This is a genomic window from Streptomyces sp. DH41 (assembly GCF_029813785.1).
In the GTDB taxonomy this organism is placed as follows: Bacteria; Actinomycetota; Actinomycetes; order Streptomycetales; family Streptomycetaceae; genus Streptomyces.
In genome coordinates, this window is sequence record NZ_JARVKY010000009.1 from 89886 (window position 1) to 116273 (window position 26388).

Annotated in this window: 26 protein-coding genes; 14 read left to right on the forward strand and 12 right to left on the reverse strand. The window is 72.7% G+C overall.

The window, feature by feature from the left end; genetic code table 11:
* The first annotated feature begins 21 nt into the window (after positions 1 to 21).
* Positions 22 to 1188 carry a 3-hydroxy-9,10-secoandrosta-1,3,5(10)-triene-9,17-dione monooxygenase oxygenase subunit gene (hsaA, locus tag QC283_RS16935; RefSeq protein ID WP_279562359.1) on the forward strand — a complete coding sequence of 389 codons (1167 nt, stop codon included), beginning with the start codon at positions 22 to 24 and terminating at the stop codon, positions 1186 to 1188.
* A gap of 67 nt (positions 1189 to 1255) precedes the next feature.
* Positions 1256 to 2023, forward strand: a complete 768-nt coding sequence (locus tag QC283_RS16940) for an SDR family NAD(P)-dependent oxidoreductase (protein WP_279562360.1) — start codon at positions 1256 to 1258, stop codon at positions 2021 to 2023.
* 125 nt (positions 2024 to 2148) lie between these two features.
* Here the strand turns inward: QC283_RS16940 and QC283_RS16945 are convergent, their stop codons facing one another.
* The 5 genes from QC283_RS16945 to QC283_RS16965 all read right to left on the reverse strand — a co-directional run bounded on the left by QC283_RS16945 (position 2149) and on the right by QC283_RS16965 (position 7238).
* Positions 2149 to 2937 (reverse strand): SDR family oxidoreductase, encoded by a 789-nt coding sequence (locus tag QC283_RS16945; RefSeq protein WP_279562361.1) that lies wholly within the window; start codon positions 2935 to 2937, stop codon positions 2149 to 2151.
* Between the two features lie 78 nt (positions 2938 to 3015).
* Complete coding sequence (locus tag QC283_RS16950; RefSeq protein WP_279562362.1) at positions 3016 to 4089, reverse strand: acyl-CoA dehydrogenase family protein; 1074 nt, start codon at positions 4087 to 4089, stop codon at positions 3016 to 3018.
* 40 nt (positions 4090 to 4129) lie between these two features.
* Complete coding sequence (locus QC283_RS16955) at positions 4130 to 5134, reverse strand: acyl-CoA dehydrogenase (RefSeq protein WP_279562363.1); 1005 nt, start codon at positions 5132 to 5134, stop codon at positions 4130 to 4132.
* Positions 5134 to 6309: an acyl-CoA dehydrogenase family protein gene (locus tag QC283_RS16960; RefSeq protein WP_279562364.1), complete on the reverse strand. Its 1176-nt coding sequence runs from the start codon at positions 6307 to 6309 to the stop codon at positions 5134 to 5136. Before QC283_RS16960 ends, QC283_RS16955 begins: the two co-directional genes overlap by 1 nt.
* Positions 6309 to 7238, reverse strand: coding sequence for an enoyl-CoA hydratase (locus tag QC283_RS16965; RefSeq protein ID WP_279562365.1), 930 nt, complete (start codon positions 7236 to 7238; stop codon positions 6309 to 6311). Before QC283_RS16965 ends, QC283_RS16960 begins: the two co-directional genes overlap by 1 nt.
* Before the next feature lie 45 nt (positions 7239 to 7283).
* Between QC283_RS16965 and QC283_RS16970 the strand changes: the two genes are divergently transcribed.
* The 6 genes from QC283_RS16970 to QC283_RS16995 all read left to right on the forward strand — a co-directional run bounded on the left by QC283_RS16970 (position 7284) and on the right by QC283_RS16995 (position 12836).
* A complete protein-coding gene (locus QC283_RS16970) occupies positions 7284 to 8450 on the forward strand; it encodes an acyl-CoA dehydrogenase family protein (RefSeq protein ID WP_279562366.1) in 1167 nt (388 codons plus the stop codon).
* Positions 8447 to 9235, forward strand: a complete 789-nt coding sequence (locus QC283_RS16975; protein WP_279562367.1) for an SDR family oxidoreductase — start codon at positions 8447 to 8449, stop codon at positions 9233 to 9235. The genes QC283_RS16970 and QC283_RS16975 overlap by 4 nt, the downstream gene beginning before the upstream one ends.
* Positions 9236 to 9239: 4 nt before the next feature.
* Entirely contained in the window at positions 9240 to 9878 is a 639-nt protein-coding gene (locus QC283_RS16980) for a TetR/AcrR family transcriptional regulator (protein WP_279562368.1), read from the forward strand.
* 31 nt (positions 9879 to 9909) lie between these two features.
* Positions 9910 to 11067, forward strand: coding sequence for an acetyl-CoA C-acetyltransferase (locus QC283_RS16985; protein ID WP_279562369.1), 1158 nt, complete (start codon positions 9910 to 9912; stop codon positions 11065 to 11067).
* A gap of 89 nt (positions 11068 to 11156) precedes the next feature.
* The gene (locus tag QC283_RS16990) at positions 11157 to 11825 is read left to right on the forward strand and encodes a HEAT repeat domain-containing protein (protein WP_279562370.1); all 669 of its coding nucleotides are present in this window, start codon (positions 11157 to 11159) and stop codon (positions 11823 to 11825) included.
* Positions 11826 to 11831: 6 nt separating this feature from the next.
* Positions 11832 to 12836 carry a HEAT repeat domain-containing protein gene (locus QC283_RS16995; protein WP_279562371.1) on the forward strand — a complete coding sequence of 335 codons (1005 nt, stop codon included), beginning with the start codon at positions 11832 to 11834 and terminating at the stop codon, positions 12834 to 12836.
* Between the two features lie 41 nt (positions 12837 to 12877).
* Here QC283_RS16995 and QC283_RS17000 read toward each other — a convergent pair whose 3' ends face one another.
* The 4 genes from QC283_RS17000 to QC283_RS17015 are packed head-to-tail and all read right to left on the reverse strand — an operon-like array spanning position 12878 to position 16414.
* Complete coding sequence (locus tag QC283_RS17000) at positions 12878 to 13957, reverse strand: NAD(P)H-dependent flavin oxidoreductase (RefSeq protein WP_279562372.1); 1080 nt, start codon at positions 13955 to 13957, stop codon at positions 12878 to 12880.
* Positions 13954 to 14730, reverse strand: a complete 777-nt coding sequence (locus QC283_RS17005) for a CoA-transferase subunit beta (protein WP_279562373.1) — start codon at positions 14728 to 14730, stop codon at positions 13954 to 13956. Before QC283_RS17005 ends, QC283_RS17000 begins: the two co-directional genes overlap by 4 nt.
* The gene (locus tag QC283_RS17010) at positions 14727 to 15575 is read right to left on the reverse strand and encodes a CoA transferase subunit A (protein ID WP_279562539.1); all 849 of its coding nucleotides are present in this window, start codon (positions 15573 to 15575) and stop codon (positions 14727 to 14729) included. Before QC283_RS17010 ends, QC283_RS17005 begins: the two co-directional genes overlap by 4 nt.
* Positions 15576 to 15589: 14 nt before the next feature.
* Positions 15590 to 16414: an enoyl-CoA hydratase family protein gene (locus QC283_RS17015; RefSeq protein WP_279562374.1), complete on the reverse strand. Its 825-nt coding sequence runs from the start codon at positions 16412 to 16414 to the stop codon at positions 15590 to 15592.
* Between the two features lie 126 nt (positions 16415 to 16540).
* Between QC283_RS17015 and QC283_RS17020 the strand changes: the two genes are divergently transcribed.
* Complete coding sequence (locus QC283_RS17020) at positions 16541 to 17461, forward strand: SDR family oxidoreductase (protein ID WP_279562375.1); 921 nt, start codon at positions 16541 to 16543, stop codon at positions 17459 to 17461.
* A gap of 55 nt (positions 17462 to 17516) precedes the next feature.
* Here QC283_RS17020 and QC283_RS17025 read toward each other — a convergent pair whose 3' ends face one another.
* Both QC283_RS17025 and QC283_RS17030 read right to left on the reverse strand, forming a co-directional pair.
* Positions 17517 to 18044, reverse strand: a complete 528-nt coding sequence (locus QC283_RS17025; RefSeq protein WP_279562376.1) for a nuclear transport factor 2 family protein — start codon at positions 18042 to 18044, stop codon at positions 17517 to 17519.
* Positions 18041 to 18916 (reverse strand): TIGR03619 family F420-dependent LLM class oxidoreductase, encoded by an 876-nt coding sequence (locus tag QC283_RS17030; protein WP_279562377.1) that lies wholly within the window; start codon positions 18914 to 18916, stop codon positions 18041 to 18043. Before QC283_RS17030 ends, QC283_RS17025 begins: the two co-directional genes overlap by 4 nt.
* 246 nt (positions 18917 to 19162) lie before the next feature.
* Between QC283_RS17030 and QC283_RS17035 the strand changes: the two genes are divergently transcribed.
* The gene (locus QC283_RS17035) at positions 19163 to 19831 is read left to right on the forward strand and encodes a TetR family transcriptional regulator (RefSeq protein WP_279562378.1); all 669 of its coding nucleotides are present in this window, start codon (positions 19163 to 19165) and stop codon (positions 19829 to 19831) included.
* 9 nt (positions 19832 to 19840) lie between these two features.
* The gene (locus QC283_RS17040) at positions 19841 to 20617 is read left to right on the forward strand and encodes an SDR family oxidoreductase (protein ID WP_279562379.1); all 777 of its coding nucleotides are present in this window, start codon (positions 19841 to 19843) and stop codon (positions 20615 to 20617) included.
* 74 nt (positions 20618 to 20691) lie between these two features.
* Here QC283_RS17040 and QC283_RS17045 read toward each other — a convergent pair whose 3' ends face one another.
* The gene (locus QC283_RS17045) at positions 20692 to 22335 is read right to left on the reverse strand and encodes a class I adenylate-forming enzyme family protein (protein ID WP_279562380.1); all 1644 of its coding nucleotides are present in this window, start codon (positions 22333 to 22335) and stop codon (positions 20692 to 20694) included.
* 385 nt (positions 22336 to 22720) lie between these two features.
* Here QC283_RS17045 and QC283_RS17050 point away from each other — a divergent pair, with 385 nt between their 5' ends.
* From QC283_RS17050 to QC283_RS17060, 3 genes are read left to right on the forward strand one after another with little or no spacing between them, the layout of a single operon-like run.
* Positions 22721 to 24340, forward strand: coding sequence for an ABC transporter substrate-binding protein (locus QC283_RS17050; protein WP_279562381.1), 1620 nt, complete (start codon positions 22721 to 22723; stop codon positions 24338 to 24340).
* A 47-nt stretch (positions 24341 to 24387) separates the two neighbouring features.
* Positions 24388 to 25356 carry an ABC transporter permease gene (locus QC283_RS17055; protein WP_279562382.1) on the forward strand — a complete coding sequence of 323 codons (969 nt, stop codon included), beginning with the start codon at positions 24388 to 24390 and terminating at the stop codon, positions 25354 to 25356.
* Positions 25349 to 26383, forward strand: coding sequence for an ABC transporter permease (locus QC283_RS17060; RefSeq protein ID WP_279562383.1), 1035 nt, complete (start codon positions 25349 to 25351; stop codon positions 26381 to 26383). Before QC283_RS17055 ends, QC283_RS17060 begins: the two co-directional genes overlap by 8 nt.
* Positions 26384 to 26388: the final 5 nt, after the last annotated feature.

Sequence of the window (26388 nt, forward strand, 5' to 3'; positions counted from 1 at the left end):
CGAAACCATGGAGGACGGACGATGGGCAATCAGGTTCTGGAGTCGGTGCGTGACCTGCTGCCGGCCATCGGGAAACGGGCCGTGGCCGCGGACGAGGCGCGGCGCATACCCGAGTCCACGGTCCGCGAGCTGACCGAGGCCGGCGTCTTCCGGATGCTGCAGCCCGCCCGGTACGGCGGCCTCGAAGGCGACCCGGTCGACTTCTACCAGGTGGTGCGGGCGATCTCCGCCGTCTGCTGCTCCACGGGCTGGGTGGCGTCCGTACTCGGCGTGCACCCCTGGCAGCTGGGCCTGTTCCCGCGCCGGGCGCAGGAGGACGTCTGGGGCGACGACCCCGACACCCGCGTCTCCTCGTCGTACGCACCGGTCGGCCGGCTCACCCCTGTCGACGGCGGTTACCGGCTCACCGGCCGCTGGAGCTTCTCCTCGGGCTGCGAGCACGCCACGTGGGCACTGCTCGGCGCCCTGGTCGTCGGCGCGCAGGGAAGGCCGGTGGACTTCCTCACCGTCCTGGTGCCCCGCTCCGACTACACCATCGAGGACGCGTGGGACGTCGTCGGACTGCGCGGCACCGCCAGCAACGACATCCTCGTCGACTCCGCCTTCGTGCCCGGCCACCGGGTCCTTCGCAACTACGAGCAGGCCCAGCTGAAGGTACCGGGGCAGCAGGTCAACAAGGGGCCGCTGTACCGGCTGCCGTTCGGGGCGATCTTCACCAGCGCGATCACGGCGCCGGTGATCGGTGCCGTGTCCGGCGGCTACGAGTCGTACGCGTCGCTGATGAAGGAGCGGGTGCGGTTCAGCCTGGGCGGCGGCAGGTTCACCGAGGACCCGTTCGCGCAGGTCGCCATCGCGCGCGCCGCCTCCGACATCGACGCGACCGTCCTCCAGATGGACCGCAACCTGCGCGAACTGTCCGAACTGGCCGCCGCCGGGCAGGAGATCCCCATGGAGCTGCGGCTGCGCACCCGCCGCGACCAGGTCCGGGGCACCGAACGGGCGGTCGCCGCGATCGACCTGCTCTTCAAGACCGCCGGCGGCAACGCGCTGCGCCGCGGCAACCCCATCGAGCGCGCCTGGCGCGACGCCCACGCGGGCAGCGTCCACGTGGCCAACGACGTGGAACGGGCCCTCGCCATGTACGGCCGCGGGGTGTTCGGCCTGACGGTCGAGGACAACCTGGTCTGAGCGAGGCCGCCCCGGCGTCCGCAATCCCGTCGGCCATTCGCTCCACCGGAGCGCGAGGAGAGAAGACATGCAGCTCGAAGGACGCGTCGCGATCGTCACCGGAGCAGGGGACGGCATCGGCGCCGCGGTGGCCCGGCGGTTCGCCGAGGAGGGGGCCAGGGTGCTGGTCGCGGAGGTGGACGAGGAGACCGGCCGTGCCACGGCCGACCGGATCGGTGGCCGCTTCCTGCGCACCGATGTCGGTGACAAGGCGCAGGTACTGGCGATGGTCGACACCGCCGTGCGTGAGTGGGGCGGCGTCGACATCCTGGTCAACAACGCCTGGGCGGTCGGCGACCTCGGACGGGTGGAGAACAAGACCGACGAGATGCTGGCCCGCGGTCTGGGCATCGGGTTCTACGGACCGTTCTGGGCGATGCGGGCGGCCTTCCCGCACATGAGGGAACGGGGCTGGGGGCGGGTCATCAACATGTGCAGCCTCAACGGCGTGAACGCCCACATGGGGACACTGGAGTACAACGCCGCCAAGGAGGCCCTGCGCACCCTCACCCGGACCGCCGCCCGGGAGTGGGCTCCCACGGGCGTCGTGGTCAACGCCCTGTGCCCCGGCGCGAAGAGCGCGGCCTTCCGAAGGCGGATGCGCGAGAACCCCGAGCTGGAGAAGCAGGCCGGTGGCATGAACCCCATGGGGCGGATCGGTGATCCCGACCGGGACATCGCCCCGGCGGCGCTGTTCCTCGCGGGCGAGGGAGCGCGCTACGTCACCGGCAACACGCTCTTCGTCGACGGCGGTTCCCACATCAACGGAGTCCCCTGGGCCCCCGACCTGCCATGACCCCGCCCGTACGAAGCCCGCCACCGGAAGTCCCCGGTGAGCCGCACGTGACAGCCACGCGGTGAGTGATCGACACAGGAGCCCGGGAGAAGGAGCGGCACTCTCCCGGGCTCCGGCACGTCCTGTCACCCCTGCCCGTTCGCGGCCCTCGCGGCGAGATAGCGCGCCGGGTGCTCCCCGCCGCCGTGCACCGCGAGGTCGGCGCCGTTCACGTAGCCGGCCAGGTCGCTCGCGAGGAACAGGCAGGCACGGGCGACGTCCCCGGGAACGGCCATCCGCCGCATCGGGATGACCCCGGCCACCGACGCCCCGCCGTCCGCGCCGTAGACGGACGCCGCGCTCTCGGTGCGGATCAGCCCGGTGGTGATGTGGTTGACCCGTACCTCGGGCGCCCACTCCAGGGCGAGCGCCTTGGTGAGGGCCAGCAGTCCGGCCTTGGCGGCCGTGTAGGCGGCGGTGCCCGGCTGCGGATCGTGGGCGGAGACGCTGCCGATGTTGACGACCGAACCGCCGCCGCGCTGGGCCCGCATGACGCGGTGGGCCGCCTGGGCCACGTAGAACGGCGCGAGCAGGTTGAGCGCGACGATCTTCTCCACGAACCTCGGTGAGACGGTGGCGGCGTCGGCGTCCGGGGAGCCGCCCGCGTTGTTGACGAGGACGTCGAGGCGGCCGAAACGCTCCACCGCGCCGTCGACGAGCCCGGCCGCCGCCCCGGGGTCGCGCACGTCGGCGGCGAGGAACACCGCCTTCCGGTCCTGTGCCGAGGGCAGGATGTCCGGCGCGTTGCGTCCGCAGACGACGACGTCGGCGCCGGCAGCGAGGAACGCATGCGCGATGGCGGCACCGATGCCCTTGGTGCCGCCGGTGACGAGTACCACGCGCCCCGTGAAGTCCAACGGATCGCCGATGTCCATGTTCCCGGCCTCTCTGCGTGTCGAGTCTGCGCGGTGGAAGGTCTGCGCAGTGGAAGTTCTGCTCAGCGGGAGGTCGGCTCAGTGGGAGGTCAGCCCGAGCCCGGCGGCGAGCCGGGCCCGGTGCCGGGCGGGGGCGCCGAACAGCTCGCCCGCCCCGTGCGCCCGTTTGAAGTAGCGGTGCGCGTCGTGCTCCCAGGTGATGCCGATCCCGCCGTGCAGCTGGATCGTCTCGCCGGCCACCACCGAGAAGGCCTCGGAGCAGACCGACTTCGCGACGGCGGCGGCGCGCGGCAGCGCGGCCGGGTCCCCGTCGGCGGCGAAGGCCGCGCCGAGCGCCGCCGAACGCGCCGACTCGACCAGCACGTAGGCGTCCGCCAGCCGGTGCTTGACCGCCTGGAACGAGCCGATGGGACGGCCGAACTGCACACGGTCCCGGGCGTAGGCGACGGTGAGTTCGAGGCAGCGCTCGGCGGCGCCCACCTGCTCCGCGGCGAGCGCCGCGCAGCCCAGGTCCCGTACGCGCGCGAGGGTCCGCTCCCCGTCGCCGTCCACACCGATCAGTCGCCCCTCGGCGCCGTCCAGCACCCACCGCGCCTGGTTCCGCGTGGCGTCCATGGTGACGACGGGCGTGCGGTGCGCCCCAGGGGCGTCCACCGCCACCTCGAAGAGCGAGACGCCGGCCGCCGTACGGGCCGCGACGAGCAGCACGTCGGCGCCGGGCCAGTCCAGTACGTACTCCTTGGTCCCGGTGACCCGCCACGCGCCGTCCGGTCCGGGCAGGGCCTCGGCACGCACGGCCGCCACGTCCCAGGAGCCCCGCTCGGCCCAGGCCAGGGCGCCCACCGAGCGGCCCTCGGCGAGCGGCGGCAGCAGGCGCCCGCAGGCCTCCTGGTCACCTGAGGCCAGTAGCGCACCCGCGGTGAGTACCGCCGAGCCGAGCAGTGGCAGCGGGCTCAGGCCGCGGCCCAGCTCCTCCATCAGCACGTGGACGTCCCGGGCGCCGCCGCCCGCGCCCCCGTACTCCTCGGGCACGGCCAGCCCGGCCGCGCCGATCTGCTCGGCCAGCGGCTCCCAGGCTGCGGCCCCTTCGTGCCGGGTCAGCAACGACCGTACGGCCGACCGCAGCTCTTCCTGCTCCTCCGTCAGCCTCATCGGGCTGCTCCCCTCGGTGTGGCGCGCGCTGCCGCGCGCGTCAGGCGGCCAATACGCGGGCCCGGCAGGCGGCCGGGGTGCCCCAGGCGTCGCGCAGCGGGCGGGTCTTGCGGATCCACAGGGACAGGTCCAGTTCGTCGGTGTAGCCGACCGCTCCGTGCAACTGCAGGGCCGTGCGCGCGGCCCGGTGGGCGGCCTCGCCCGCCGTGACCTTGGCGGCGGCGATCTCCCGGCCGGCCTGCGGGGAGCCGGCGGCGAGCGCGAGCGCGGCCCCGTGCACCAGGGGCTCGGCGAACTCCAGGGCGACGAGGACGTCCGCGAGCCGGTGCTTGACGGCCTGGAAGGAGCCGATGGCCACGCCGAACTGGGTGCGCTGCTTGACGTACTCGACGGTACGGGTGAGCAGCGCGCGGCCGACGCCGAGCGCCTGGGCCGCGGTGGCGAGCGCCGCCACGTCGGCCGCGTACGCGGCGGCCGTGGTCACGGTGGGCCCCTCGGCGAGGACCGTCCCGCCGGACGCCCGGGACAGACGCCGCCCCGGATCGGCCGAGGGCTGTACGGGACCCGTCTCCCCGCCGACGCGCAGCGCGTCGCCGTCCACGACGAACACCGCGTCGGCTGCGTCGGCGTCCAGGGCGTACGGGCCGAGGCCGGTCAGGCAGAGGGAGGCGACGGTCTTCCCGCCGGCGATGCCGGGCAGGTGCGAGCCGGCCGCGTGCCCGTCGTCCAGTCCGTTCAGCTCGCCCAGCCGGTCCAGCAGAGCCGCCGCCGCGACCGTCTCGACCAGTGGGCCGGGGACCGCGTGGCGGCCCAGCTCGGTGAAGGCGACGGTGAGTTCGAGGGGCAGGAAGCCGAAGCCGTCGTGTCGCTCCGGCACGGCGAGCGCGAACACCCCGGCATCCGCCAGGCGCGCCCAGACCGCCCGCCCGGGGGCGTGATCACCGGCAGCCCAGGACCGGATCGCGGCCGGCGTGTCGCAGGAGGTGAGCAGTCCGTCGAGGGAACGGGCGAACTCCCGTTGCTCGGCGTCGAGGAGGAACCGCATCACCGGCGTCCCTTCGGCAGGCCGAGCAGCCGCTCGGCGATGATGTCGCGCTGGATCTCGTTGGTACCGGCGTAGATGGGCCCGGCGAGGGCGAAGGTGTACCCCTCGGCCCAGGCACCGTGGGCGGGTGACTCCTCCGCGTGGTCGGCGAGTTCGCCGGACGGGCCGAGCAGGTCCAGTGCCGTCTCGTGCAGGGCGATGTCCAGTTCGGACCAGTAGACCTTGTTCAGGCTGGAGGCGGCGCCGGCCGGTCCGTCGTCGTCGTGCAGGACGCGGGAGGCGCCCGCGTAGGAGAACAGCCGGTAGGCGCGGGCGCCGATCACCGCGTCGGCGACCCGGTCGCGCAGTGCCGTGTCGGCCGGGTCGGCCCGCTCACGCCACAGCGCGGTCAGCCGGTCGGCGGCGGCCGTGAAGCGCCCCGGGCTGCGCAGGGTGAGCCCGCGTTCGTTGCCGGTGGTGCTCATCGCGACCCGCCAGCCCTGGCCGGGCTCCCCGATCACGTCCTCGTCCGGTACGAACACGTCGTCCAGGAAGAGTTCCGCGAAGGCCGGCCGGCCGTCGAGGCGCCCGATCGGCCGCACGGTGACACCCTCGGCGTCCAGCGGGAACATGAGGTACGTCAGCCCGTGGTGCGGCTTCCCGGCGTCCGGGTCGCTGCGGAAGAGGCCGAAGGCCCGGTCGGCGAAGGCGGCCCGGGACGACCAGGTCTTCTGGCCGCTCAGCAGCCAGCCGCCGTCGGTGCGCCGGGCTGTCGACTTCAGCGAGGCCAGGTCGGAACCGGACTCGGGTTCGGACCAGGCCTGTGCCCAGATGACCTCGCCGCGTGCCATCGCGGGCAGGATCCGGGCCCGCTGCTCGGCGGTGCCGTGCTCGAAGAGGGTGGGGGCGAGCAGGTTGATGCCGTTCTGGCTGACCCGTCCGGGCGCGCCGGCGGCGAAGTACTCCTCCTCGAAGACGAGCCAGCGCAGGATCGAGGCGCCCCGTCCCCCGTACTCCTCGGGCCAGGACACCACCGACCAGCGGTCGGCGGACAGTTCGGCCTCCCAGTCCCGGTGGGCGGCGAAGCCCTCGGCGCTCTCCAGGGACGGCAGGGGAGTGGCCGGCACATGTGCGGCCAGCCAGTCGCGGACCTCGGCGCGGAACGCGTCGTCCGCCTCGCTGAAGTCGAGGTCCATCAGCCGCCCGCCTTCTTCATCGCCCGGATGTCCATGCCGCCGAGCGCGTCCGGCGCGGTCTCGGCGTTGTGGGCGTGCGCCAGGTGGTGCAGGCCGAACACCGAGTCCATGCCGGTGTGCAGCCCTTGGAGGTCCTCGGCCTGGTTGACGGCGCGCTTGGTCAGGGCCAGCCCGAGGCGCGGCATCTCCGCGATGCGCAGTGCCAGCTCCTGTGTCCGCTGTGCCAGTTCCTCGCGGGGGACGACCCGGTTGACCATGCCGACCTCGTACGCGCGCCGGGCGCTCATACGGTCGCCGGTGAAGAGGAACTCCTTGGCGACGCGCGGCGGCATCACCCACGGGTGGGCGAAGTACTCGACACCCGGGATGCCCATCCGCACCACCGGGTCGGCGAAGAACGCGTCCTCCGAGGCCACGATCAGGTCGCACACCCAGGCGAGCATCAGTCCGCCCGCCACACACGCGCCCTGGACGGAGGCGACGACCGGCTTGGGCAGCTCCCGCCAGCGGCGGCACATGCCCAGGTACACCTCGGACTCGCGGGCGTACCGGCTCTCCGCGCCCTCCTTGTCCGAGTGGTCCCACCACAGTCCCGCCCTGCGCTCGAACGGCAGGTGGGAGTCCCGCTCGGGGGTGCCGATGTCGTGGCCGGCGGAGAAGTGCTTGCCCGCTCCGGCCAGGACGACGGTCTTCACCTCGTTGTCGTCGGCCGCGCGGTAGAAGGCCCGGTCCAGGGCGTAGGTCATCGCGGAGTTCTGGGCGTTGCGGTAGTCGGGCCGGTTCATGGTGACCGTCGCGACCGGGCCCCGCTTCTCGTAGCGCACCGGTGCTTCGGGTGCTTCCAGCGCGTCGGGCGCGTCGGGGGCACTGAGGCCACCGGAGGCATCGGGGGCATCGGGTGCGTCGGGTCCGTCATGGGCAGCAGGCATCTGCCCTCCTTCCCTAACAAGTGTTTGGTAGATTAACGTAACGGCATGAGCAGCGTCGAGGAGTTCCGCGCCGAGATCCGCGGCTGGCTGGCCGCCAACCTCACCGGCGCCTTCGCGGGCCTGCGCGGCCGCGGCGGACCCGGTCGTGAGCACGAGGCGTTCGCCGAACGGCTCGAGTGGGAGCGGCACATGGCGGCCGCCGGCTGGACCTGCGTCGGCTGGCCCGAGGAGTACGGCGGGCGGGGCGCGACCATCGAGCAGCAGGTCGCCTTCCACGAGGAGTACGCCCTGGCCGACGCGCCCGCCCGGGTCAACCACATAGGCGAGCAGTTGCTCGGCCCGACCCTGGTCGCCTTCGGCACGCCCGAGCAGCGGGCCCGCTTCCTGCCGCCGATCGTCGCGGCCGAGGAACTGTGGTGCCAGGGCTACAGCGAGCCCGACGCGGGCTCCGACCTGGCGAACGTACGGACCCGGGCCGTGCGGGAAGGCGACGACTGGGTCGTCACCGGGCAGAAGATCTGGACGTCACTCGCCCACGAGTCGCAGTGGTGCTTCGTTGTCGCCCGCACCGAGCCCGGTTCGTCCCGTCACAAGGGCCTGTCCTACCTCCTGGTCCCGCTCGATCAGCCCGGCGTCGAGATCCGGCCCATCACCCAGCTGACCGGCACGTCCGAGTTCAACGAGGTCTTCTTCGACGGCGCCCGCACCCGCGCCGGGCACCTCGTCGGCGCCCCCGGCGACGGCTGGCGCGTGGCCATGGCCACCCTCGGTTTCGAGCGCGGCGTCTCCACCCTCGGCCAGCAGGTCGGCTTCCGCCGCGAACTGGAGACCCTCATCGAGCTGGCCGAACGCAACGGCGCGGCGGACGACCCACTGATCCGCGACCGCCTCGCCCGCGCCTGGACCGGCCTGGAGACCATCCGCTGCAACGCCCTGCGCATGCTCGACGGCGTCGCCGCCGGCGCGCCCGGGCCGGAGGCGTCCATCGGCAAGATCTTCTGGGCCACCTGGCACCGCGAACTCGGCGAACTCGCCATGGACGTCCGCGGCGCGGACGGCATGCTCGCGGCGGGAAAGCCCTACGATCTCGACGACTGGCAGCGGCTGTTCCTCTTCTCCCGCTCCGACACCATCTACGCCGGGTCCAACGAGATCCAGCGCAACATCATCGCCGAGCGCGTCCTCGGCCTGCCCAAGGAGAGCCGCCCGTGACCTCCCAGTCCCCGCCCTACGTACCGGGGCACTCCCTCCTGGCCGGACGCACCGCGGTGATCACCGCGGCGGCGGGCGCCGGGATAGGCGGAGCCACCGCCCGCAGATTCCTTCAGGAGGGCGCCCGGGTCGTCGTCGGCGACGCCCACGAACGCCGCCTCAAGGAGAGCGCCGCCGCGCTCTCCGAGGAGTTCGGCGCCGACAACGTCGCCGGGCTGCCCTGCGACGTCACCGACGAACAGCAGGTCGACGCCCTGTTCGCGCTCGCCGCCGAACGCCACGGCGGCCTCGACGTCGTCGTCAACAACGCCGGTCTCGGTGGCACGGCCGACCTGGTCGACATGACCGACGACCAGTGGTCCAAGGTCCTCGACGTCACCCTCACCGGCACCTTCCGCTGCACCCGCGCCGCCCTGCGCCGCCTCAAGGAACAGGACGGCGGGGGTGTCGTGGTCAACAACGCCTCCGTCATCGGCTGGCGGGCCCAGCGCGGCCAGGCCCACTACGCCGCGGCCAAGGCCGGGGTCATGGCCCTCACCCGGTGCGCCGCCCTGGAGGCCGCGGACTTCGGCGTACGGGTCAACGCCGTCGCCCCGAGCCTCGCCATGCACCCGCACCTGGTGAAGGTGACCACCCCCGAACTCCTCACCGAACTCACCGAACGCGAGGCCTTCGGCCGCTACGCCGAGCCGTGGGAGATCGCCAACGTCATCGTCTTCCTGGCCAGCGGATACTCCTCCTACATGACCGGAGAGACCGTCTCCGTCAGCAGTCAGAGAGCATGATCCGATGAACAGCGACTCCTCCGGCCCTTCCTTCCCCTCTTCCTCTTCCTCCTCCACCTCGTCGTCCGCCGAGCGCCGCGCCGAGATCCTGGCCACCGCCGCCCAGGTCTTCGCCGACCAGGGCTACAACGCCACCACCGTCCGCCGCATCGCGGACGCCGCCGGGATGCTCGCGGGCAGCCTCTACTACCACTTCGACTCCAAGGAGTCGATGCTGGACGAGATCCTCTCCGCCTTCCTGGACGAGCTGTGGGCGGGCTACGACACCGTCCTCGCCGCCGGACTCGGGCCGCGCGAGACCATCGAGGCACTCGTCACCGAGTCCTTCCGGCAGATCGACCGGCACGGGCCCGCGGTCGCCATCTATCAGAAGGAGTCCAGGCACCTCTCCGTCCAGCCGCGCTTCGGCTATCTCGCCGACTCCCAGGCCAAGTTCGAGAACGCCTGGCTGCGCACCCTGGAACGCGGCGTCACCGGGAAGGTCTTCCGCGGCGACCTGGACGTCCGGCTCGTCTACCGGTTCGTGCGCGACACCGTGTGGGTGGCCGCCTCCTGGTACCGCCCCGACGGCGCCCACAGCCCGGAGGAGATCGCCCGGCAGTACCTGTCCATGGTCCTGGAAGGCATCACCCCGCGTACCTGACACCCGTCATCCCGTTCACGAAGGAGCAGTCATGGCCGAGGCCTACATAGTCGAAGCGGTCCGCACCCCCGTCGGCCGGCGCAAGGGCGGCCTCAGCGCCGTCCACCCCGCCGACCTCGGTGCCCATGTCATCAAGGCGCTCGTCGAACGCGCCGGCGTCGACCCGGCCGCCGTGGACGATGTCGTCTTCGGCTGCCTGGACACCGTCGGACCGCAGGCCGGGGACATCGCCCGCACCGCCTGGCTCGCGGCGGGCCTGCCCGAGGAGGTGCCCGGCACCACCGTCGACCGGCAGTGCGGCTCCTCCCAGCAGGCCGTCCACTTCGCCGCGCAGGGCGTGCTCTCCGGCACCCAGGACCTGGTCGTCGCGGGCGGCACGCAGAACATGTCGATGATCCCGATCGCCTTCGCCAGCCGCCAGGCCGCCGAACCCCTCGGCCTCACCGACGGCCCCTACGCGGGCTCGGCCGGCTGGCGCGCCCGCTACGGCGACGCGCCCGTCAACCAGTTCCACGGCGCCGAACTCATCGCCGAGAAGTGGGACATCTCCCGAGAGGACATGGAGCACTTCGCGCTCCGCTCGCACCAGCGGGCCCTGCGCGCCATCGACGAGGGCCGCTTCGACCGCGAGACCGTCGCGTACGGCGACGTCACCACCGACGAGGGCCCGCGCCGCGACACCTCGCTGGAGAAGATGGCCGGCCTCAAGCCCGTGGTCGAGGGCGGCCGGCTCACCGCCGGAGTCTCCTCCCAGGTCTCCGACGGCGCCTCCGCGATGCTCATCGCCTCGGAGCGCGCCGTCGCCGAACACGGCCTCACCCCCCGGGCCCGCGTCCACCACCTGTCGGTGCGCGGCGAGGACCCGATCCGGATGCTCTCGGCGCCGATCCCGGCGACGGCGTACGCGCTGAAGAAGGCCGGGATGTCCATCGACGACATGGACCTGGTCGAGATCAACGAGGCGTTCGCCCCGGTCGTCCTGGCCTGGCTGAAGGAGACCGGCGCCGACCCGGACCGGGTCAACGTCAACGGCGGCGCCATCGCGCTCGGCCACCCGCTCGGCGCAACCGGCACCAAGCTGATGACGACCCTGCTGCACGAGCTGGAGCGCACCGGCGGCCGCTACGGTCTCCAGACGATGTGCGAGGGCGGCGGCCAGGCCAACGTCACGATCATCGAACGCCTCTGACCGGAGGCGGGTGCCAGGGGATCCCGTACGGGCTCCGCTTGACCTTGACACGGTGACAAGGCCTTCACTGGGTCGAGGAGGTGGTCCCGATGACCCTGCCGGAACAGGACAAGAACACGCCGCGAGCCCTGCGAGGGCTGGAGGACGGCCGCGCGTCGGTGCGGCTGCGCACGGCGATGGCGGTCGGTACGGCCCCCGACGCGCGGTACGTCGGCAGGCTCGTCGAACGATGCGCGAGCGAACCCGACTTCCAGGTACGGGAGATGCTGACATGGGCACTCACCCGGCACCCGGCGTCCACGACGGTCCCGAGGCTGATCGACGAAGTGCGGTCGGAGCGTGCGCGGGCCCGCGGTCAGGCCCTGCACACACTGTCCAAGATCGGTGACCGCCGGGCGTGGCCCGCGATCACCCGGGCGCTGCTCGCCGACGCCGACGACGAGGTGGCCCGGAGTGCCTGGCGGGCGGCGGTCGTGCTCGTGCCAGGCGGCGAGGAGGGCGAGCTGGCAGACGCGCTGGCGACACAGCTCGGACGGGGCGGGCACGACACGCGGCTGAGTCTCAGCCGGGCACTGATCGCGCTCGGTGAGGTGATCCTGCCGACGCTGCGCGCGGCGATGACGGACGCCGACCCGCAGGTGCGCGCGCACGCCATCGCCACGGAACGGCTGCTGCGCGACCCCGATGCCGGGTTCGGGTTCGCGATCGACGAGGCGAAGCGCGTCGCGGCCCTCGGCCCGTACGGCCGGCAGGGGTGACGGGCGGTGCTGATCGGTGAGGTGGCACGGAAGTCGGGGGTCAGCGCCCGCATGCTCAGGCACTACGAGTCGCTCGGCCTGGTCCGGCCCACGGGCCGGACCGGGGCCGGCTACCGGGAGTACTCCGGCGAGGACTGCCGGCGCGTCTTCCACATCGAGAGCCTGCGGTCACTGGGGCTGTCCCTGCGCGAGGTCGGGCGCGCGCTCGGCGACCCCGCTTTCGTGCCGTCCGACCTCGTCGAGGACCTGATCCGGCGGACGCGAGAGCGCATCGCGGCCGAGACGGAGCTCCTCACCCGACTCCGCCGGATCGGCACCGCCGAACCCGAGGGCTGGGAGGACGTCCTCCAGACCGTCGCGCTTCTCCAGGCGCTGGGATCACACAGCGCGGGCAGGCGCCAGAGCGCGGCCCTGGCCTTGGCCGAAGAGGTGCCGGTTCCCGCGGAGGCACTGGTGGAGGCGGTGCTGAACGAGACGGACCCGAACGTCGCCGGAGCCCTCCGCTGGGCTCTGGCGCAATCGGACGGTCGCGGACTGGCACTGCTGGCGGAGGGGCTCGGCTCACCCGTGGCCGAGGTGCGGGGGCGCGCGGTCCGGTCCATCACCGAGTTCCCGCACGACGCGGCGACCGCGCTGCTGAGGGACGCGCTCGGCCACCCGGACCTCGCGGTCCGCCGGTACGCGGCCCTGGAACTGGGGCCGCGCGGGGTGGCCGACGCGGTCCCCACCCTCGTCGACATGGTGGCCGAGGGCGCGAACGACGTCGACGCGGCGGACGCCCTGAGCACGCTGGCGAGTCGCCCGGAGCTGGCGGACCGGATCGCCACCGGGCTCGTCGACCGCCTCGCCCACGACGCCGCGGAACCGTCCGTGCGCCGACGGCTGACACAGGCGCTCGCCGATGTCCCGGGAGCGACGACGTCACGCGCCCTCGCGGAGCTGTCGCACGACGAGGACCGCGCCGTCGCGCTCACCGCGGCATATCTCCTCGGCAGACGCGGCGCGGAGTGACCGACCCCTTTCGTCTCGACCCATGTGCGGGCGCCGTGGCGTCAGCTCGCCCCCGGCAGGGTCTTCAGCGCCGCCCGCGCCTCCCCGATGACGCGTTCGACCAGTTCCGAGCAGGACGGCAGGTCCTCGATCAGGCCGGCGACCTGGCCCGAGGCCATCACCCCGATGTCGGTGCGTCCCTCGACCAGTGAGGCCTTGAGCAGCATGGGGGTGTTGGCGGCCAGCAGCACCTGACTCCACGACAGCTCCTTGCCGTGCTTCATCGCCAGTCCGTCCCGCACGAGCCGGGGCCAGCTCGCACCGGTCTCCTTCCGGAAGGCCGAGGCGTGCCGTACCGCGCGCAGCAGCGAGGTGACGCGGCCGGAACGCTCCAGCGAGTCGACCATGGCGGTACGCAGCATGCGGTGCGGCAGACCGTCCACCTGGGTGGTGACCGTGACGTCCTTGACGGTGGCGGCCAGGTACTTCGCCTTCACCGCGTCGGGGACGGTGCTGTCGGAGGTGAGCAGGAAGCGCGTGCCCATCCCGACGCCGGCCGCCCCGAAGGCGAGCGCGGCGAGCAGGCCGCGGCCGTCGTGGAAGCCGCCTGCCGCGATCACCGGGATGTCGACCGCGTCCACGACCTGGGGGAGCAGCACCGTGGTGGCCACCTCGCCCGTGTGGCCGCCGCCCTCGCCGCCCTGGACCATCACCGCGTCCGCGCCCCACGCGGCGACCTTCTCCGCGTGCCGGCGGGCGCCGATGGAAGGGATGACGACGACGCCGGCGTCCTTGAGGCGGGCGATCAGGTCCTTGGAGGGGGCGAGGGCGAAGGACGCCACCCGCACCCCCTCCTCGACGATGATCCGTACCCGGTCCGCGGCGTCCCCGGCGTCCGCCCGGAGATTGACACCGAACGGAGCGTCCGTACGGGACTTGACCTCGCGGACCGCGGCACGCAGCTGCTCCACCGTCATCGTGGCGGAGGCGAGGATGCCGAGGGCCCCGGCGTTCGCGGAGGCCGACACGAGCCGGGGCCCGGCCACCCAGCCCATCCCGGTCTGCACGATCGGGTACCGAACCCCGGTCAGTTCGGTGAGCGCGGTGGGGAAAGCGGCGGGGGAGGGGGCGGCCCCGCTCATGCCGGGACCTCCCGCTCCCGCAGTCCCTTCGGGTCGATGACCTCGCGGATCAGCCGCAGCTCCGCCTCGGTGGGCTCGCGGGTCAAGGGCACCTCGTCGGGGATCGTGAGGGCGAATCCGGTGGCCTCGGTGACCTGCTCGACGGTGACCCCGGGGTGCAGGGAGCGCAGCCGCATCGTGCGGTCGGGGGTCTCGAAGTCGAAGACGCCCAGATTGGTGATCACGCCGGGCAGGCGGTGGTAGCGCGTCGCCGAGGGGCCGGCCGCCGCGGCCCGGTCGTGACCGACACCGCTGACCATGTCGACGCGCTCGACGAAGACCCGCGCCGAGTGCTTCGGCACCCAGTAGCTCGTCGGGTTGTTGAGGGTGTTCACGGGTGCGCCGCGTACGCCGAGCAGCTGCCGGGTGGGCCTGGCCCAGTCGCCGATACAGGAGATGTTCTGGTTGCCGTACCGGTCGAGCTGGCTGGCGCCCATCATCACGTGCCGGCGGCCGGTGGCGGTCAGCGCGAGATGCTGACGGAACGGCAGCCAGCCCTCGACGGCTCCCGGCCGCGCCCCGATCGCGGGCACGTCGGCCATGAGGAGCGCCTCCCCGTCGGTCAGCAGCAGCTCGGGCGAGAAGGTGAGCTTCGCCAGTCGCGCCCCGATGGCCGGGACGGTGCCCATCGGGCTGGCGAGGACCTCACCGGCGTTCCGCCAGGCCTCGGCGCAGGCCACCACGCAGTGCTCGGCGCGGGTCGCGGCGGACAGGCCGGTCTCGGTGGCGCTCATGCTTCCTCCTGGTGGAACGCCGTGACGGCGGCCTGGTAGGTGGCTTCGTCCCCGGACAGGAACCGTTCGGTGAAGGCCTCCCACTCCCCGGGGTCGCGGGCGGCCCGGACGTAGGCGCGCTGGAAGGCCTCGTCGCGGTCGTGGTCGGGCACGCAGGAGGTGAAGTGCGCGCCGTTCGGTGTCTCCACGACCCCGTCCACGAACAGGCGCTTGACCAGAAGGGTCTGCGGCCCGTGCTCCTTGAGCAGGTCCGCCGTGTCGACGATCCGCTCGCAGGAGACGTACGCGTGGTCGGCGGCCTCGCAGAACAGGTCGTCGAAGTACGGGTCGGGGCCCAGGTACTGGCCGTTGCCGTGCCGGTCGGAGCGGTTCAGGTGGACCAGGGCGGCGTCCATGCGCAGGGCCGGCGCCGCGACCAGTTCCTCACCGTCCCCGTAGGGTGACCGGACCGTGCGCAGCGACGGGTTGACCTTCATGACGTCCGAGCCGAGACCGGCCCGTACGGGGATGAAGGGCAGCCGCTGCGCGCCGGCGGTGAGGCCCCACATGAGCATCGCCTCGTCGAGCTCGACCATCTCGAACGCCCCGCGCTGCCGGGCCGCGGTGAAGTGCGGTTCCAGGGGTATCGAGTCGAGCGTGCCGAACGCCGCGACCAGCTTGCGGATCTTCCCGGCGGCGGCGAGCAGGCCCACGTCCGGCCCGCCGTACGAGACCACGGTCAGGTCGGTGAGGTCCGAGCGCAGCAGCGCCCGCACCAGGGCCATCGGCTTGCGGCGCGAGCCCCAGCCGCCGATGCCGATGGTCATGCCGCTGCGCAGCCGGCCGACCACGTCGTCGGCCGTCATCGTCTTGTCCTGGGTCACGCTCGCTGCTCCCTGTCCGTTTCCGTGTCTGCGTCTGCGTCTGCGTCTGCGTCTGTGCCGGTGCCTGCGCTGCCTGTGTCCGGGGCCGTGCCGAAGGTGTCGCGCACCCGGTCGGCGACCCCGCTGAGATTGGCCTCGAAGGTGAAGCCCTGCTCGAAGCGGTAGCTGCGGCGTACGTCGACCGGGTCGATGCCGTTGATGGCGGCCTTGGCCAGCCGGATCAGGTAGCCGTCCTTGGCGGCGATCTCGCCGGCCAGCCCGAGGGCCGCCGCCCGCAGTTCGTCGCGCGGGACGACGCGCCACACCGATCCGTGCCGGTGCAGTTCCCCGGCCGTCGCGGTGCGCGAGGTGTAGTACAGGGCCCGCATCAGATGCTGCGGGACGAGCCGGGCGAGGTGCGTGGCCGCGCCGAGCGCGCCCCGGTCCAGCTCCGGAAGCCCGAAGGTGGCGTCCTCGCTCGCCACGATCGCGTCCGCGTTGCCCACCAGGCCGATGCCGCCGCCCAGACAGAAGCCGTGCACGGCGGCGACCACCGGGACCTCGCACTCGTAGACCGCGGCGAACGCCTCGGCGCAGCCGAGGTTGGCGCCGATCAGCGCCTCGTGCCCGTCGGCGCGCTGCATCTCCTTGATGTCCACGCCCGCGTTGAAGCCACGGCCCTCGGCGGTGAGCACCACGCAGCGCACCTCCGGATCGGCGCCGGCGGCGCGCAGCGCGGCGGCCAGCTCGTACCAGCCCCGCACCGGGAGGGCGTTGACCGGGGGGAAGTCCACGGTGATGACGGCGACGCCCTCTTGCGGGGCGGAGGTGGAGACACCCATGAGCAGATCAGCTACCTTTCCACCAAACGTTTGTTAGGTAGAAGGTAGCAGTGATACGAACGCCGGGGGAGTGCCATGCCACTGAGCGGTACGGCGACACCCCGGCCCTTCCGGAAGGACACCGCCATGACCTCATCGACCGCCCTGTGCGCCGGCCGCGTCGTCGCCGTCACCGGCGCCGGCCGTGGGCTCGGCCGCGCACACGCCCTGGCGTTCGCCGCCGAGGGCGCGAAAGTCGTCGTCAACGACCTCGGCGTGGGACTCGACGGCTCGGGAGCCGGCGGCGGCCCCGCACAGCGGGTCGTCGAGGAGATCCGCGCGGCCGGTGGTGAGGCCGTCGCGCACGGCGGTGACATCGCCACCACCGACGGCGCGGCCTCCCTCGTCGCCGCTGCACTCGACTCGTTCGGCCGGCTCGACACCCTCGTCAACAACGCCGGATTCCTGCGAGACCGGATGCTCGTCAACCTGGACGAGGACGACTGGGACGCGGTGACGCGCGTCCACCTGAAGGGTCATTTCCTGCCGCTCAAGCACGCGGCGGCGCACTGGCGCGCCGAGGCGAAGGCGGGCCGCGTCCACGAGGCACGGGTGATCAACACCAGCTCCGGCGCGGGCCTGCTGGGCAGCGTCGGCCAGGGCAACTACGCCGCGGCCAAGGCGGGCATCGTCGGACTGACCCTGGTCGCCGCCGCCGAGATGGGCCGGTACGGAGTCCAGGTCAACGCGATCGCACCGGCCGCGCGCACCCGCATGACCGAGGAGACCTTCGCCGAGACCATGGCGGCGCCCGGCGAGGGCGGATTCGACACGATGGCCCCCGAGAACGTCTCCCCGCTCGTCGTGTGGCTCGGCTCCGCGGCCTCGGCCGGGATCACCGGCCGGGTCTTCGAAGCGGAGGCCGGACGTATCACCGTGATGGAGGGCTGGCGTCCCGGCCCCACCGCGGACAAGGGCGCGCGCTGGAGCCCGGCGGAGGCCGGGGAGGCGGCGGCGAAGCTGCTCGCCGCGTCCGAGGCGCCGCAGCCGGTGTACGGCGCCCGATGACACGGACGGCGGGGGTGGTGACAACCCGTCACCACCCCCGCCGCGCACTCCCCCCTCAGGCCCCCGCCGACTCCCCGCGCACCCCGCCGGCCAGCAGCGCGGGCGACTCCGGCCGGCCGTCCAGGATCCGGTTCGTCCGCTTGACCACCTGCCAGCCGGAGCCGGAGCCGGAGCCGGAGTCAGAGCCGGAGCCGGAGTCCGCACGGCGCAGCCGCCAGTGGTTGGCGGTGGCGCGGCGCACCATGTACCGGCCCTCCTCGTGCACCACCATCAGCGAGTGGCACACCGCGACCGCGTCATCGCCGTCGACCGTGATGTGCGGCGGACCCACGACATGCGCGCAGCCCTGCCGGATCCAGCCCCGGTGCGCGGCGGACCGCACCATCTCACCGATCTGCTCCCGGCCCGCGAGGAAGAGCTCGTCGATGTCGTAGACACCGTCGGACGCCCACAGCGCGGCGACACCCTCCGCGTCGCCGCCGTCGACCAGCGGTCCGTAGGAGGCCATCATCCGGGCGATGTCCCGTTCGTCCTCCAGGCGCCGCAGCCGCGTCTCGACGGCCGCCAGGCGGTCCTCGCTCATGCTCGTCCCTCCTCGTCCGCCACGGCACCGGCTGTCCGGGACAGCGCCTCCAACTGCTCCACGTAGTGGCTCGCGGACTCGGCGGCCAGTGACACGCTGACCAGGGTGGCGCCCGCCTCGGACACCTCGCGCAGCGCCTTCGCCGTACCGTCCGCGTCACCGGCCGGGTCGAGCGGGCGGCCCGCGCTCAGCACCACCTCGAAGCCCTCCGGCAGCGACGCGGCGCCGACCATCTCGCGCAGCCGGTCCAGCGGCAGCCCGAACGGCACCCAGCCGTCGCCGTGCGCCACGGCCCGGCGCAGCGAACGCGGTGTACGGCCGCCGACCCACAGCGGCACCCGCTCCTGCACCGCGTGCGGCTCCACCACGAACCCCTCGTAGTCGAAGTGCTCGCCGTGATGGGCGGGTTCGCGCCGGGACAGCGAGGCCCGCAGCGCGGCGAGAGCGTCGTCGGCGATCGCGCCGCGTCCCTCGAAGGCCGCGCCGAGCAGCCGGAACTCCTCCTCCAGACTGCCGACGCCGAGCCCCAGGACCAGCCGCCCGCCCGAGATCCGGTCCAGCGTGCCGTAGCGCTTCGCGACGGCCAGCGGGTGGTGGTAGCCGAGCACCAGGACCTGGGTGGCGAACCGGATGTGCCGGGTGCGGGCGGCGAGGTATCCGAAGGTGGCGAGCGGGTCCCAGTAGGTCCCGCCGCGCTGTTCGGTGACGTCGGCGGGCACCGCCACATGTTCCGAGCAGGTCAGATGATGGAAACCGAGCCGGTCGGCGGCCTCGGCGACCGCCCCCAGCTCCTCGATGCCGGCGCCGCGCTCCCACGGGGAGTGGACACCGGGCACGGCCGTGACGACGGGACTGGTGATGCCGATCCGCATGGGGGCACCTCTCTCGGATGCGACGCGACAGGATGGGACGGGACACAAGGCGGGACACAAGACGGGACAGACGGCGGGACACAAGGCGGGACAGGCCGCTGGAAGAAGCGACGGGACGGAAGGGGAGAGGCCATCCAAGTCCCGGCCCCGCGCCGGATGCGGCCGGGTCCCACTGACCGGAACACGGCGCACCGCGCCCGCGCGGCACGCGAAAACATCGGCGGCCGGCGGAAGGAAGCCCTGACCGTGCCCCGAACGACCAGTGAGAGAACCCCCGCGCGTCCCACCTCGGCCAAGCAGCGCCAGCGCCACGCCCGGATCCTGCGCTCCGCCGCGCGCCTCGGCGCCACACACGGCCTCGAACGGATGCAGATGCACGACGTGGCCAGGGAGTCCGGCGTCGCGATCGCCACCCTGTACCGCTACTTCCCCTCCAAGACACACCTGTTCGCCGCCGTCATGCGCGCCCAGATACTCCGCCTCGACGCCGGCACCCCGGCGCCGGCGCCGGGCACCGGGCGGGTGGAGGCCGTGACCGAACTGCTCACCGGGGCGAGCAGGCAGCTCTTCGAACAGCCGCTGCTGGCCCTCGCGATGATGCACTCCAACAACGTCGTGCCCGTCGGCGACAGCGGCCCGGTCCGCCGCACGGACGAGATCCTCGGTGACCTGATGCTGCGAACGGCGGGGGTCACCGACCCCACGGAGCGGGACCGCCGCGTGGTCCGCATCCTGCAGCAGGCCTGGTACGGCCTGCTCACCACTGTCCTGTACGAACGCTCCTCGCCCGAGGCGGCGCAGGACGGGATCAGGCTGGCCTGCCGCCTCCTGCTCGGCCCGCCCGGTCACCGGGAGTGGACGGGTTCCACCGGCGGCGGGCCGACTACCGTGCGTGAGGATCACCGGCCGACCTGAGGAGTAACCATGCCACGCAACGTCGTCGTCACCGGATCCGGCTCCGGGATCGGTGCCGCCCTCACCGCCCTGCTCCGTACCCGGGGCGACCGGGTGATCGGAGTCGATCTGCGCGGCGGTGAGGTCGACGCCGACCTGTCCACCCCGGACGGCCGTGCCGCCGCCGCCGCGGCGGCGACCGAGGCCGCCGAAGGTGTGGTGGACGCGGTCGTCACCTGCGCCGGCACCTCCGTACCGGGAACGGCGATGGTGACCGTCAACTACTTCGGCACCACCGAGTTCGTGACGGCACTGCGCCCGGCGCTCGCCGCGGCCCCGCGCCCCCGGGTCGTCGTCATCGGCTCGATCTCCGGCACCCGGCCCACCGACCCGGACGTCGTCGCCGCCTGTCTGGCCGACGACGAGAACAAGGCCCTGGCGCACGCCGAACGGGCCGTCGCCGACGGCCACGCGCGGCAGCTCTACCCCTCGTCCAAGGCGGCGCTCGCACAGTGGGCGCGGCGCACCGCCGTCGCCGAGGGCTGGGCCGACGCCGGCATCCCCGTGAACGTGGTCGCGCCCGGCATCGTGCTCACCCCGATGAGCGCCGGCCTCTTCGACGATCCGGAGATGAAGAAGGTCATGGACACGGCGGTCCCGATGCCGCTGAACGGCTATCTCCAGCCGGAGGACGTCGCACGGGCCGTCCTGTTCCTGGCCTGTGACGACAACACTCACATCACCGGACAGGTGCTCTACGTCGACGGAGGCGCCGAGACGACCCTGCGCGGACCGGAGGACTTCTGAGAGCGGGACTCACGGATCACACAGTGGTGGCCCCGCCGTCGTACGCGGCCGGGGCACCACTGTGTGATCCGGGCTCAGATCCGCACCGAGTGCCGGATCACCTTGCCGGTCGCGTTGCGCGGCAGCCCGTCGGTGGTCAGCCGCCAGCGCCCCGGCACCTTGAAATAGGCCAGCTCGTTCGCCGCGTACTCCCGCAGCGCCTCCTCGGTCACGGTGGAACCCGGCCGGAGCACCACGACGGCGGCCACCTCCTGGCCGAGGTCGGCATGCGGCACACCGAGGACCAGGCACTCCGCGACGTCCGGGTGCTCGACGAGCACCGTCTCGACCTCGGCGGGATAGACGTTCTCACCACCGCGGATGATCAGATCCGAGCGGCGGCTGACGAGGAACAGCCGGCCCTCGCGCAGGCACCCCAGGTCTCCGGTGCGCAGCCAGCGGTCCGCGCCGATGCTGTCCCGGGTGGCCTCGGGATCACGCCAGTAGCCCAGCATGTTGTACATGCTGCGCACCCACACCTCACCCTCCTCGCCCTCGCCGAGGACCTCGCCGGCGGGGTCGCGGATCTCCAGCCGGACACCGGTCACGGGCCGGCCGAGGGTACCGGGGGCCGCCGCCAGCTCCTGCGGGTTCGCGGCGGCGATGGCGGTGCAGGACTCGGTCAGCCCGTAGCTGTCCACGAGCGAGTCCTTCGCGAACGGCAGCTCCCGCCGCAGCCTTTCCTTGAACGCGGTCGACGACGGCGCCGATGCCAGCGCGAACGCGGTCAGCGACGACGTGTCGTACTGGTCGGCCCCGCCGTGCTCGAGCAGCCGGTGCGCCATCGTGGGCACCGCGCCCCAGTTGGTGACGCGTTCCCGCTCGACCATGCCCAGTACCGCGTCGACGTCGAACGCCCCCTGGTGCAGGGCGATCCGGCTGCCCGTCGCCAGCCGCGGAACGGCGAGATTGTGCAGGCTCGCGATGTGGAACAGCGGCAGGGTGAGCAGGTAGACGCGGTCCTCGGCGGCCAGCGGGTCACCGAACTCCCGCAGCAGGGCGTCGTTCAGCCGGTGGTACTCCACGACGGCCAGCAGGTTGCGATGGGTGTGCACGGCGCCCTTGGGGCGGCCCGAGGTGCCCGACGTGTAGAGGATGACGGCCGGGTCGTCCTCGGCGACGTCGGCGGACGGCAGCGGCGCGTCGGGACGGGCGGTGAGGAAGCGGCGTACGTCGTCCTCCAGCGACAGCACCGGCACCGGGCAGTCGGCCAGCTTCGCCGACTGCCTCGCGTCGGCCACCACCAGCGCCGGCTCCGCGTTGTCGATGCCGTGGGCCATCTCGCGCGCCGACCACCACCCGTTGAACCCTACGGCCACCGCACCGATCGACACCGTGGCCCAGAAGGTCTGGATCCACTCGGGGGAGTTGGCGGCGGCGATGGCCACCCGGTCGCCCTTGGCGACGCCGTACTCCTCGCGCAGCACCCGCGCCAGTGAGGCGACCTGGGCGGCGTGCTCGGCGAAGGTGATGCGCCGGTCCGCGGTGACGATGTAGTCGCGGCCGGCGTGCGCGACGGACGCGTGCAGCACCTCGTGCAGGGCCCGCTGCCGGTGGGTGAACACCGGCAGCCGGGTGCCCAGCACGTCGTCGTCGGCAAGCTCGAACGGGCCGCCCGGGCCGGTGAGCGCGGCCACGCGGGCAAGGGCGGCGGAGCGGTGATCCGTGTCGCTGGGCATCGGGGACTCCTGGTGCGTCGGGAACTCCACTGGGATCGCGGTCGAGGTCAGTGTCGGCCTCGGACGGGGCATCGCCGCCCGGCCGGTTCCGGTCACTGGGACACCGTGTCACGGCGCGGACGGGCCCCGAAGGGGCACCCCACCCGCGCGGGACCCGCCCCACCGGGCTCCCGGTGAGTGGGATGCGTCACGTCGGCTGGATTTCGTCGGCCGTAGCGTCCCCCCACCCGGCGTCCCCACCGGGCGTCCCGACCGGGCATCCCGACAGGGCGCCCTCCCGAGCGTCCCTCACCCGGCGTCCCCCACCGCATCCGGCCCCGGACCGCCCCCCGCCTCCCCCCACCGCTCCCGCTCCCCGCCAGTCACCGGACATCTGGAGGAACACATGAAGCGAGCACCACGGGCGCGAGCCCGCCTCGCCGCAGCCCTGGCCGCCGCGGCGATGCTCACCTCCGCGTGCGTCTCGCCCGACGACGGGGACAGCGGCAGCGGAGAGCAGCAGAAGGCCGAGCGCGGCCGCTACACCTTCGGGAGCGTCGGCGAGCAGCCCGACGGGGGCAAACCGGTCCGCGGCGGCACCCTGCACTTCGCGGACTACGCCGAGGCCCGCAGCCTCAGCCCTGCCGTCACCTACGCCACGGGCGCCTCCGGCGGCTCCGCGCTCGCCGCCGTCTACGACGTGCTGATGCGCTACGACACCGCCGCCCAGAAGTACGAACCGTGGCTGGCCGAATCCCTGCGCTCCGCCGACGACGCCAAGACCTGGACCCTGCAACTCCGCGACGGCGTCGAGTTCTCCGACGGCACCCCTCTCGACGCGAAGGCCGTCATCGCCAGCATCGAGTGGTACCAGGAGAACAAGGGCGCCGACACGGCCCTGCTCGCCCCGAACCTCGCGAAGATGGAAGCCCCCAACGACTCCACCGTCGTCTTCACCCTCCGCAACTCCTGGGCCACCTTCCCCGCGATGCTCGCCCAGGCACCCGGCATGATCGTGGCGCCCGCCGCGTACGCCGGAAAGACGTTCAAGCCGATCGGAGCCGGCGCCTTCACCCTGGGCGAGTACGCCCCCCAGGAGGAGATGGTCCTCAAGGCGAACAAGAACTACTGGAAGGGCGAGCCCCACCTCGACGCGCTCCGCTTCACCTGGCCGCAGTCCGACCGCGCCAAGCTGGAGGCGCTGAACGACGGCACGGCCGACGTGGTGTACATGCGCGGCCCCGACGTCGTCGACGAGGCGGTCAAGGAGGGCCACCCCGGCGAACTGACCCTGACCGGCCTCGGCAACATGGTCACCATCAACACCCGCGACGGCCGGCCCGGCGCCGACCTCCGGGTCCGCAAGGCCATGGCCCTGGCCCTCGACCCCGCCCTCGACACCGAACGCGCCTACGACGGCAAGGGCCTGCCCGGCCAGGAGATCTTCCCGCCCGAGTCGCGTTGGCACTCCGACGTGAAGCCGCTCGGCATCGACCTCGACCAGGCCAGGAAGCTCCTCGCCGAGGCCAAGAAGGACGGCTACGACGGCACCCTCACCTACATGGACGGCACCGACCCCGTCTCCCGGGCCAAGGCCGTCGTCACCAAGGCGATGCTGGAACGCGTCGGATTCAAGGTCGAACTGGACATGGTCTCCTCCATCGCCGACCGGGTCGCCAAGACCTACGTGGAGCACGACTTCGATATCAGCCGAGGCGCGGCGAGCGTCTCCGAGAGCGACCCCTACCACCGCCTGCAGAGCGTCCTGAACTCCAAGAGCTACGGCAACCCCGGCGGCTACGCCAACCCGAAGATGGACCAGCTGCTCGTGGAACTGCAGGGCGCGGCCGACGAGACACAGACCCAGCGGGTCCTCGACGACATCCAGACGCTGTTCAACGAGGACGTCCCGGTCGTCAACCTCGGTGCCAGCGCCGCCTTCACCGCCTGGGGCGAGAACGTGCACGGCATCGTGCCGACCGACGAGTACATGGCCCTCTTCGGCGAGGCCTGGATCAGCCAGTGACCCCCGCGGCCCCCGGCCCGGCCACGCCGGGCAGATCTGGAGGAACCATGAGTCCCGCCGCGCTGCGCCGACTGGCCCTTCGGGTGCTGGAACTCGTCGGCGTGCTGTTCATCGCGAGCATCGGGGTGTTCTCCCTGGTGGTCCTGATGCCCGGCGACCCCGCGGTCGACATCCTCGGGGCCGGCCGGGCCCCCGCCGAGTACGCCGCACTCCGCACCGAACTCGGCCTCGACGAGCCACTGGTCACCCGCTACCTCGACTGGCTGGGCGGCGTGCTCACCGGCGACCTCGGGCGGTCCGTCGTACCGCCGCAGAGCGACGTCATGGACCGGGTGCTGTCCGCGCTGCCCGTCAGCTTCGAGATCGCGGCACTCGGTCTGCTCATCGCCCTGCTGATCGCGGTGCCGCTGGCCATGTGGTCGGCGTACCGGGAGGGCTCGGCCGCCGACCGGATCATCGGCGCCGGCACTTTCGGCGTGCTGTCCGTGCCCAGCTTCCTGGCCGGACTGCTCCTGATCCTCGTCCTGGTCAACTCGGCCGGCTGGTTCCCGCGTTCCGAATGGGTACGGATCGGCGACGGCGACCTGCTGGGCAACCTGCACCACGCCTTCCTGCCCGCCCTGACCGTCGCCCTCGCCGAACTCGCCATGTTCACCCGGGTCCTGCGCGGCGACCTCATCGTCACCCTGCGCGAGGACTACATCCTCGCCGCCCGCGCCAAGGGCATGAGCCCGCTGCGCATCCTGTTCACCGACGCCCTGCGCCCCTCCTCGTTCTCCCTGGTCACCCTGCTCGGTCTCAGCCTCGGCCGGCTGATCGGCTCCACCGTCGTCGTCGAGTACCTCTTCTCGCTGCCCGGCATGGGAACGCTCATCGTCAACGCCGCCGGCCAGGGCGACTACCCGATGGTCCAGGGCGCCGTGCTCACCATCGCCGTGATCTACGTGGTGATCAACGCCGGCATCGACCTCTCCTACGGCTACCTCGACCCGAGGACGCGACGTGTCCATGTCTGACATCGCTCCGCGCACGCGGACCGCCTTCCCGCCGCCCCTGCTCACCGCCGCGACCCTGACCGTCGCCGGCCTCGTCCTGCTGGTCTTCGGCGCGACCACGCCCCAGCTGGTCACGCCCGCCAAGGCCGCCGTCGCGCTGCTCGGCCTCGGCGTGCTGCTCGCCGGCGCCTCCCGGCTCGGCAAGCTGTGGGCGGGGCCCGGCTTCGACGTGGTCTTCTGGTTCGGCGCGGGCTGGCTCCTGCTGCTCGGCCTCGCCATCCTCTGCGCGCCGTGGCTGCCGCTCGCCGAGGACCGGGACGTCGCGAGCACCGTCGCCGAACCCGTCTTCGCCACCCCGACGTTCACCGGCACCCACCCCCTCGGCACCAACGCCTTCGGCCTCGACCTGCTCGCCAGATCCCTGTACGGGGCCCGCTCCTCGCTGCTCATCTCCCTGTCCGCGGTGGCCCTCGGCACCGTGGTCGGCGGCGCGATCGGCATGGTCGCCGGCTACTTCCAGAAGACCGTCGACCGGGCGGTGGGCATCGCGACCAACTCGCTGCTCGCCGTGCCCCCGCTCATCCTGCTCATCGCCCTGGCCACCGTGCTCCAGCCGCACCTGCGCAACGTCGCCTTCTCACTGGCGCTGCTCACCATCCCCGGCATGGTGCGCCTGGCCCGCGCCACCACCATGGCCTACGCGAACCGGGAGTTCGTCGTCGCCGCCCGCGCCATGGGCGCCACCCGCTCCCGCATCCTCCTGCGCGAACTGTTGCCCAACGTGCTGCTGCCCGTGCTGTCCCTGGCCGTCGTGATGATCTCGGTGCTCATCGTCGCCGAGGCCTCCCTCAGCTTCCTCGGACTGGGCATCCAGCCGCCGGAACCGACCTGGGGAAACATGATCGCCGAGGGCGAGGGCGAGGTCTTCGAGGAGCACCCGCACATCGTGCTCGTGCCCGGCGCCTTCCTCTTCCTCACCGTGTTCGCCTTCAACATCGTCGGCGAGAAGGCTCGCGGACGCTGGGACTCCCGGAGCGTGAAACTGTGACCCCG

Coding starts and splice junctions, on each gene's coding strand:
- QC283_RS16980 (WP_279562368.1), top strand. CDS start 9,240: ATGAACAGCGACTCCTCCGGCCCTTCCTTCCCCTCTTCCTCTTCCTCC.
- QC283_RS17020 (WP_279562375.1), top strand. CDS start 16,541: ATGACCTCATCGACCGCCCTGTGCGCCGGCCGCGTCGTCGCCGTCACC.
- QC283_RS17015 (WP_279562374.1), bottom strand. CDS start 16,414: ATGGGTGTCTCCACCTCCGCCCCGCAAGAGGGCGTCGCCGTCATCACC.
- QC283_RS17000 (WP_279562372.1), bottom strand. CDS start 13,957: ATGAGCGGGGCCGCCCCCTCCCCCGCCGCTTTCCCCACCGCGCTCACC.
- QC283_RS17050 (WP_279562381.1), top strand. CDS start 22,721: ATGAAGCGAGCACCACGGGCGCGAGCCCGCCTCGCCGCAGCCCTGGCC.
- QC283_RS16945 (WP_279562361.1), bottom strand. CDS start 2,937: ATGGACATCGGCGATCCGTTGGACTTCACGGGGCGCGTGGTACTCGTC.
- QC283_RS17025 (WP_279562376.1), bottom strand. CDS start 18,044: ATGAGCGAGGACCGCCTGGCGGCCGTCGAGACGCGGCTGCGGCGCCTG.
- QC283_RS17055 (WP_279562382.1), top strand. CDS start 24,388: ATGAGTCCCGCCGCGCTGCGCCGACTGGCCCTTCGGGTGCTGGAACTC.
- QC283_RS16990 (WP_279562370.1), top strand. CDS start 11,157: ATGACCCTGCCGGAACAGGACAAGAACACGCCGCGAGCCCTGCGAGGG.
- QC283_RS17060 (WP_279562383.1), top strand. CDS start 25,349: ATGTCTGACATCGCTCCGCGCACGCGGACCGCCTTCCCGCCGCCCCTG.
- QC283_RS17005 (WP_279562373.1), bottom strand. CDS start 14,730: ATGAGCGCCACCGAGACCGGCCTGTCCGCCGCGACCCGCGCCGAGCAC.
- QC283_RS16960 (WP_279562364.1), bottom strand. CDS start 6,309: ATGGACCTCGACTTCAGCGAGGCGGACGACGCGTTCCGCGCCGAGGTC.
- QC283_RS16940 (WP_279562360.1), top strand. CDS start 1,256: ATGCAGCTCGAAGGACGCGTCGCGATCGTCACCGGAGCAGGGGACGGC.
- QC283_RS17045 (WP_279562380.1), bottom strand. CDS start 22,335: ATGCCCAGCGACACGGATCACCGCTCCGCCGCCCTTGCCCGCGTGGCC.
- QC283_RS16950 (WP_279562362.1), bottom strand. CDS start 4,089: ATGAGGCTGACGGAGGAGCAGGAAGAGCTGCGGTCGGCCGTACGGTCG.
- hsaA (WP_279562359.1), top strand. CDS start 22: ATGGGCAATCAGGTTCTGGAGTCGGTGCGTGACCTGCTGCCGGCCATC.
- QC283_RS17030 (WP_279562377.1), bottom strand. CDS start 18,916: ATGCGGATCGGCATCACCAGTCCCGTCGTCACGGCCGTGCCCGGTGTC.
- QC283_RS16970 (WP_279562366.1), top strand. CDS start 7,284: ATGAGCAGCGTCGAGGAGTTCCGCGCCGAGATCCGCGGCTGGCTGGCC.
- QC283_RS17040 (WP_279562379.1), top strand. CDS start 19,841: ATGCCACGCAACGTCGTCGTCACCGGATCCGGCTCCGGGATCGGTGCC.
- QC283_RS16965 (WP_279562365.1), bottom strand. CDS start 7,238: ATGCCTGCTGCCCATGACGGACCCGACGCACCCGATGCCCCCGATGCC.
- QC283_RS17010 (WP_279562539.1), bottom strand. CDS start 15,575: ATGACGGCCGACGACGTGGTCGGCCGGCTGCGCAGCGGCATGACCATC.
- QC283_RS16985 (WP_279562369.1), top strand. CDS start 9,910: ATGGCCGAGGCCTACATAGTCGAAGCGGTCCGCACCCCCGTCGGCCGG.
- QC283_RS16955 (WP_279562363.1), bottom strand. CDS start 5,134: ATGCGGTTCCTCCTCGACGCCGAGCAACGGGAGTTCGCCCGTTCCCTC.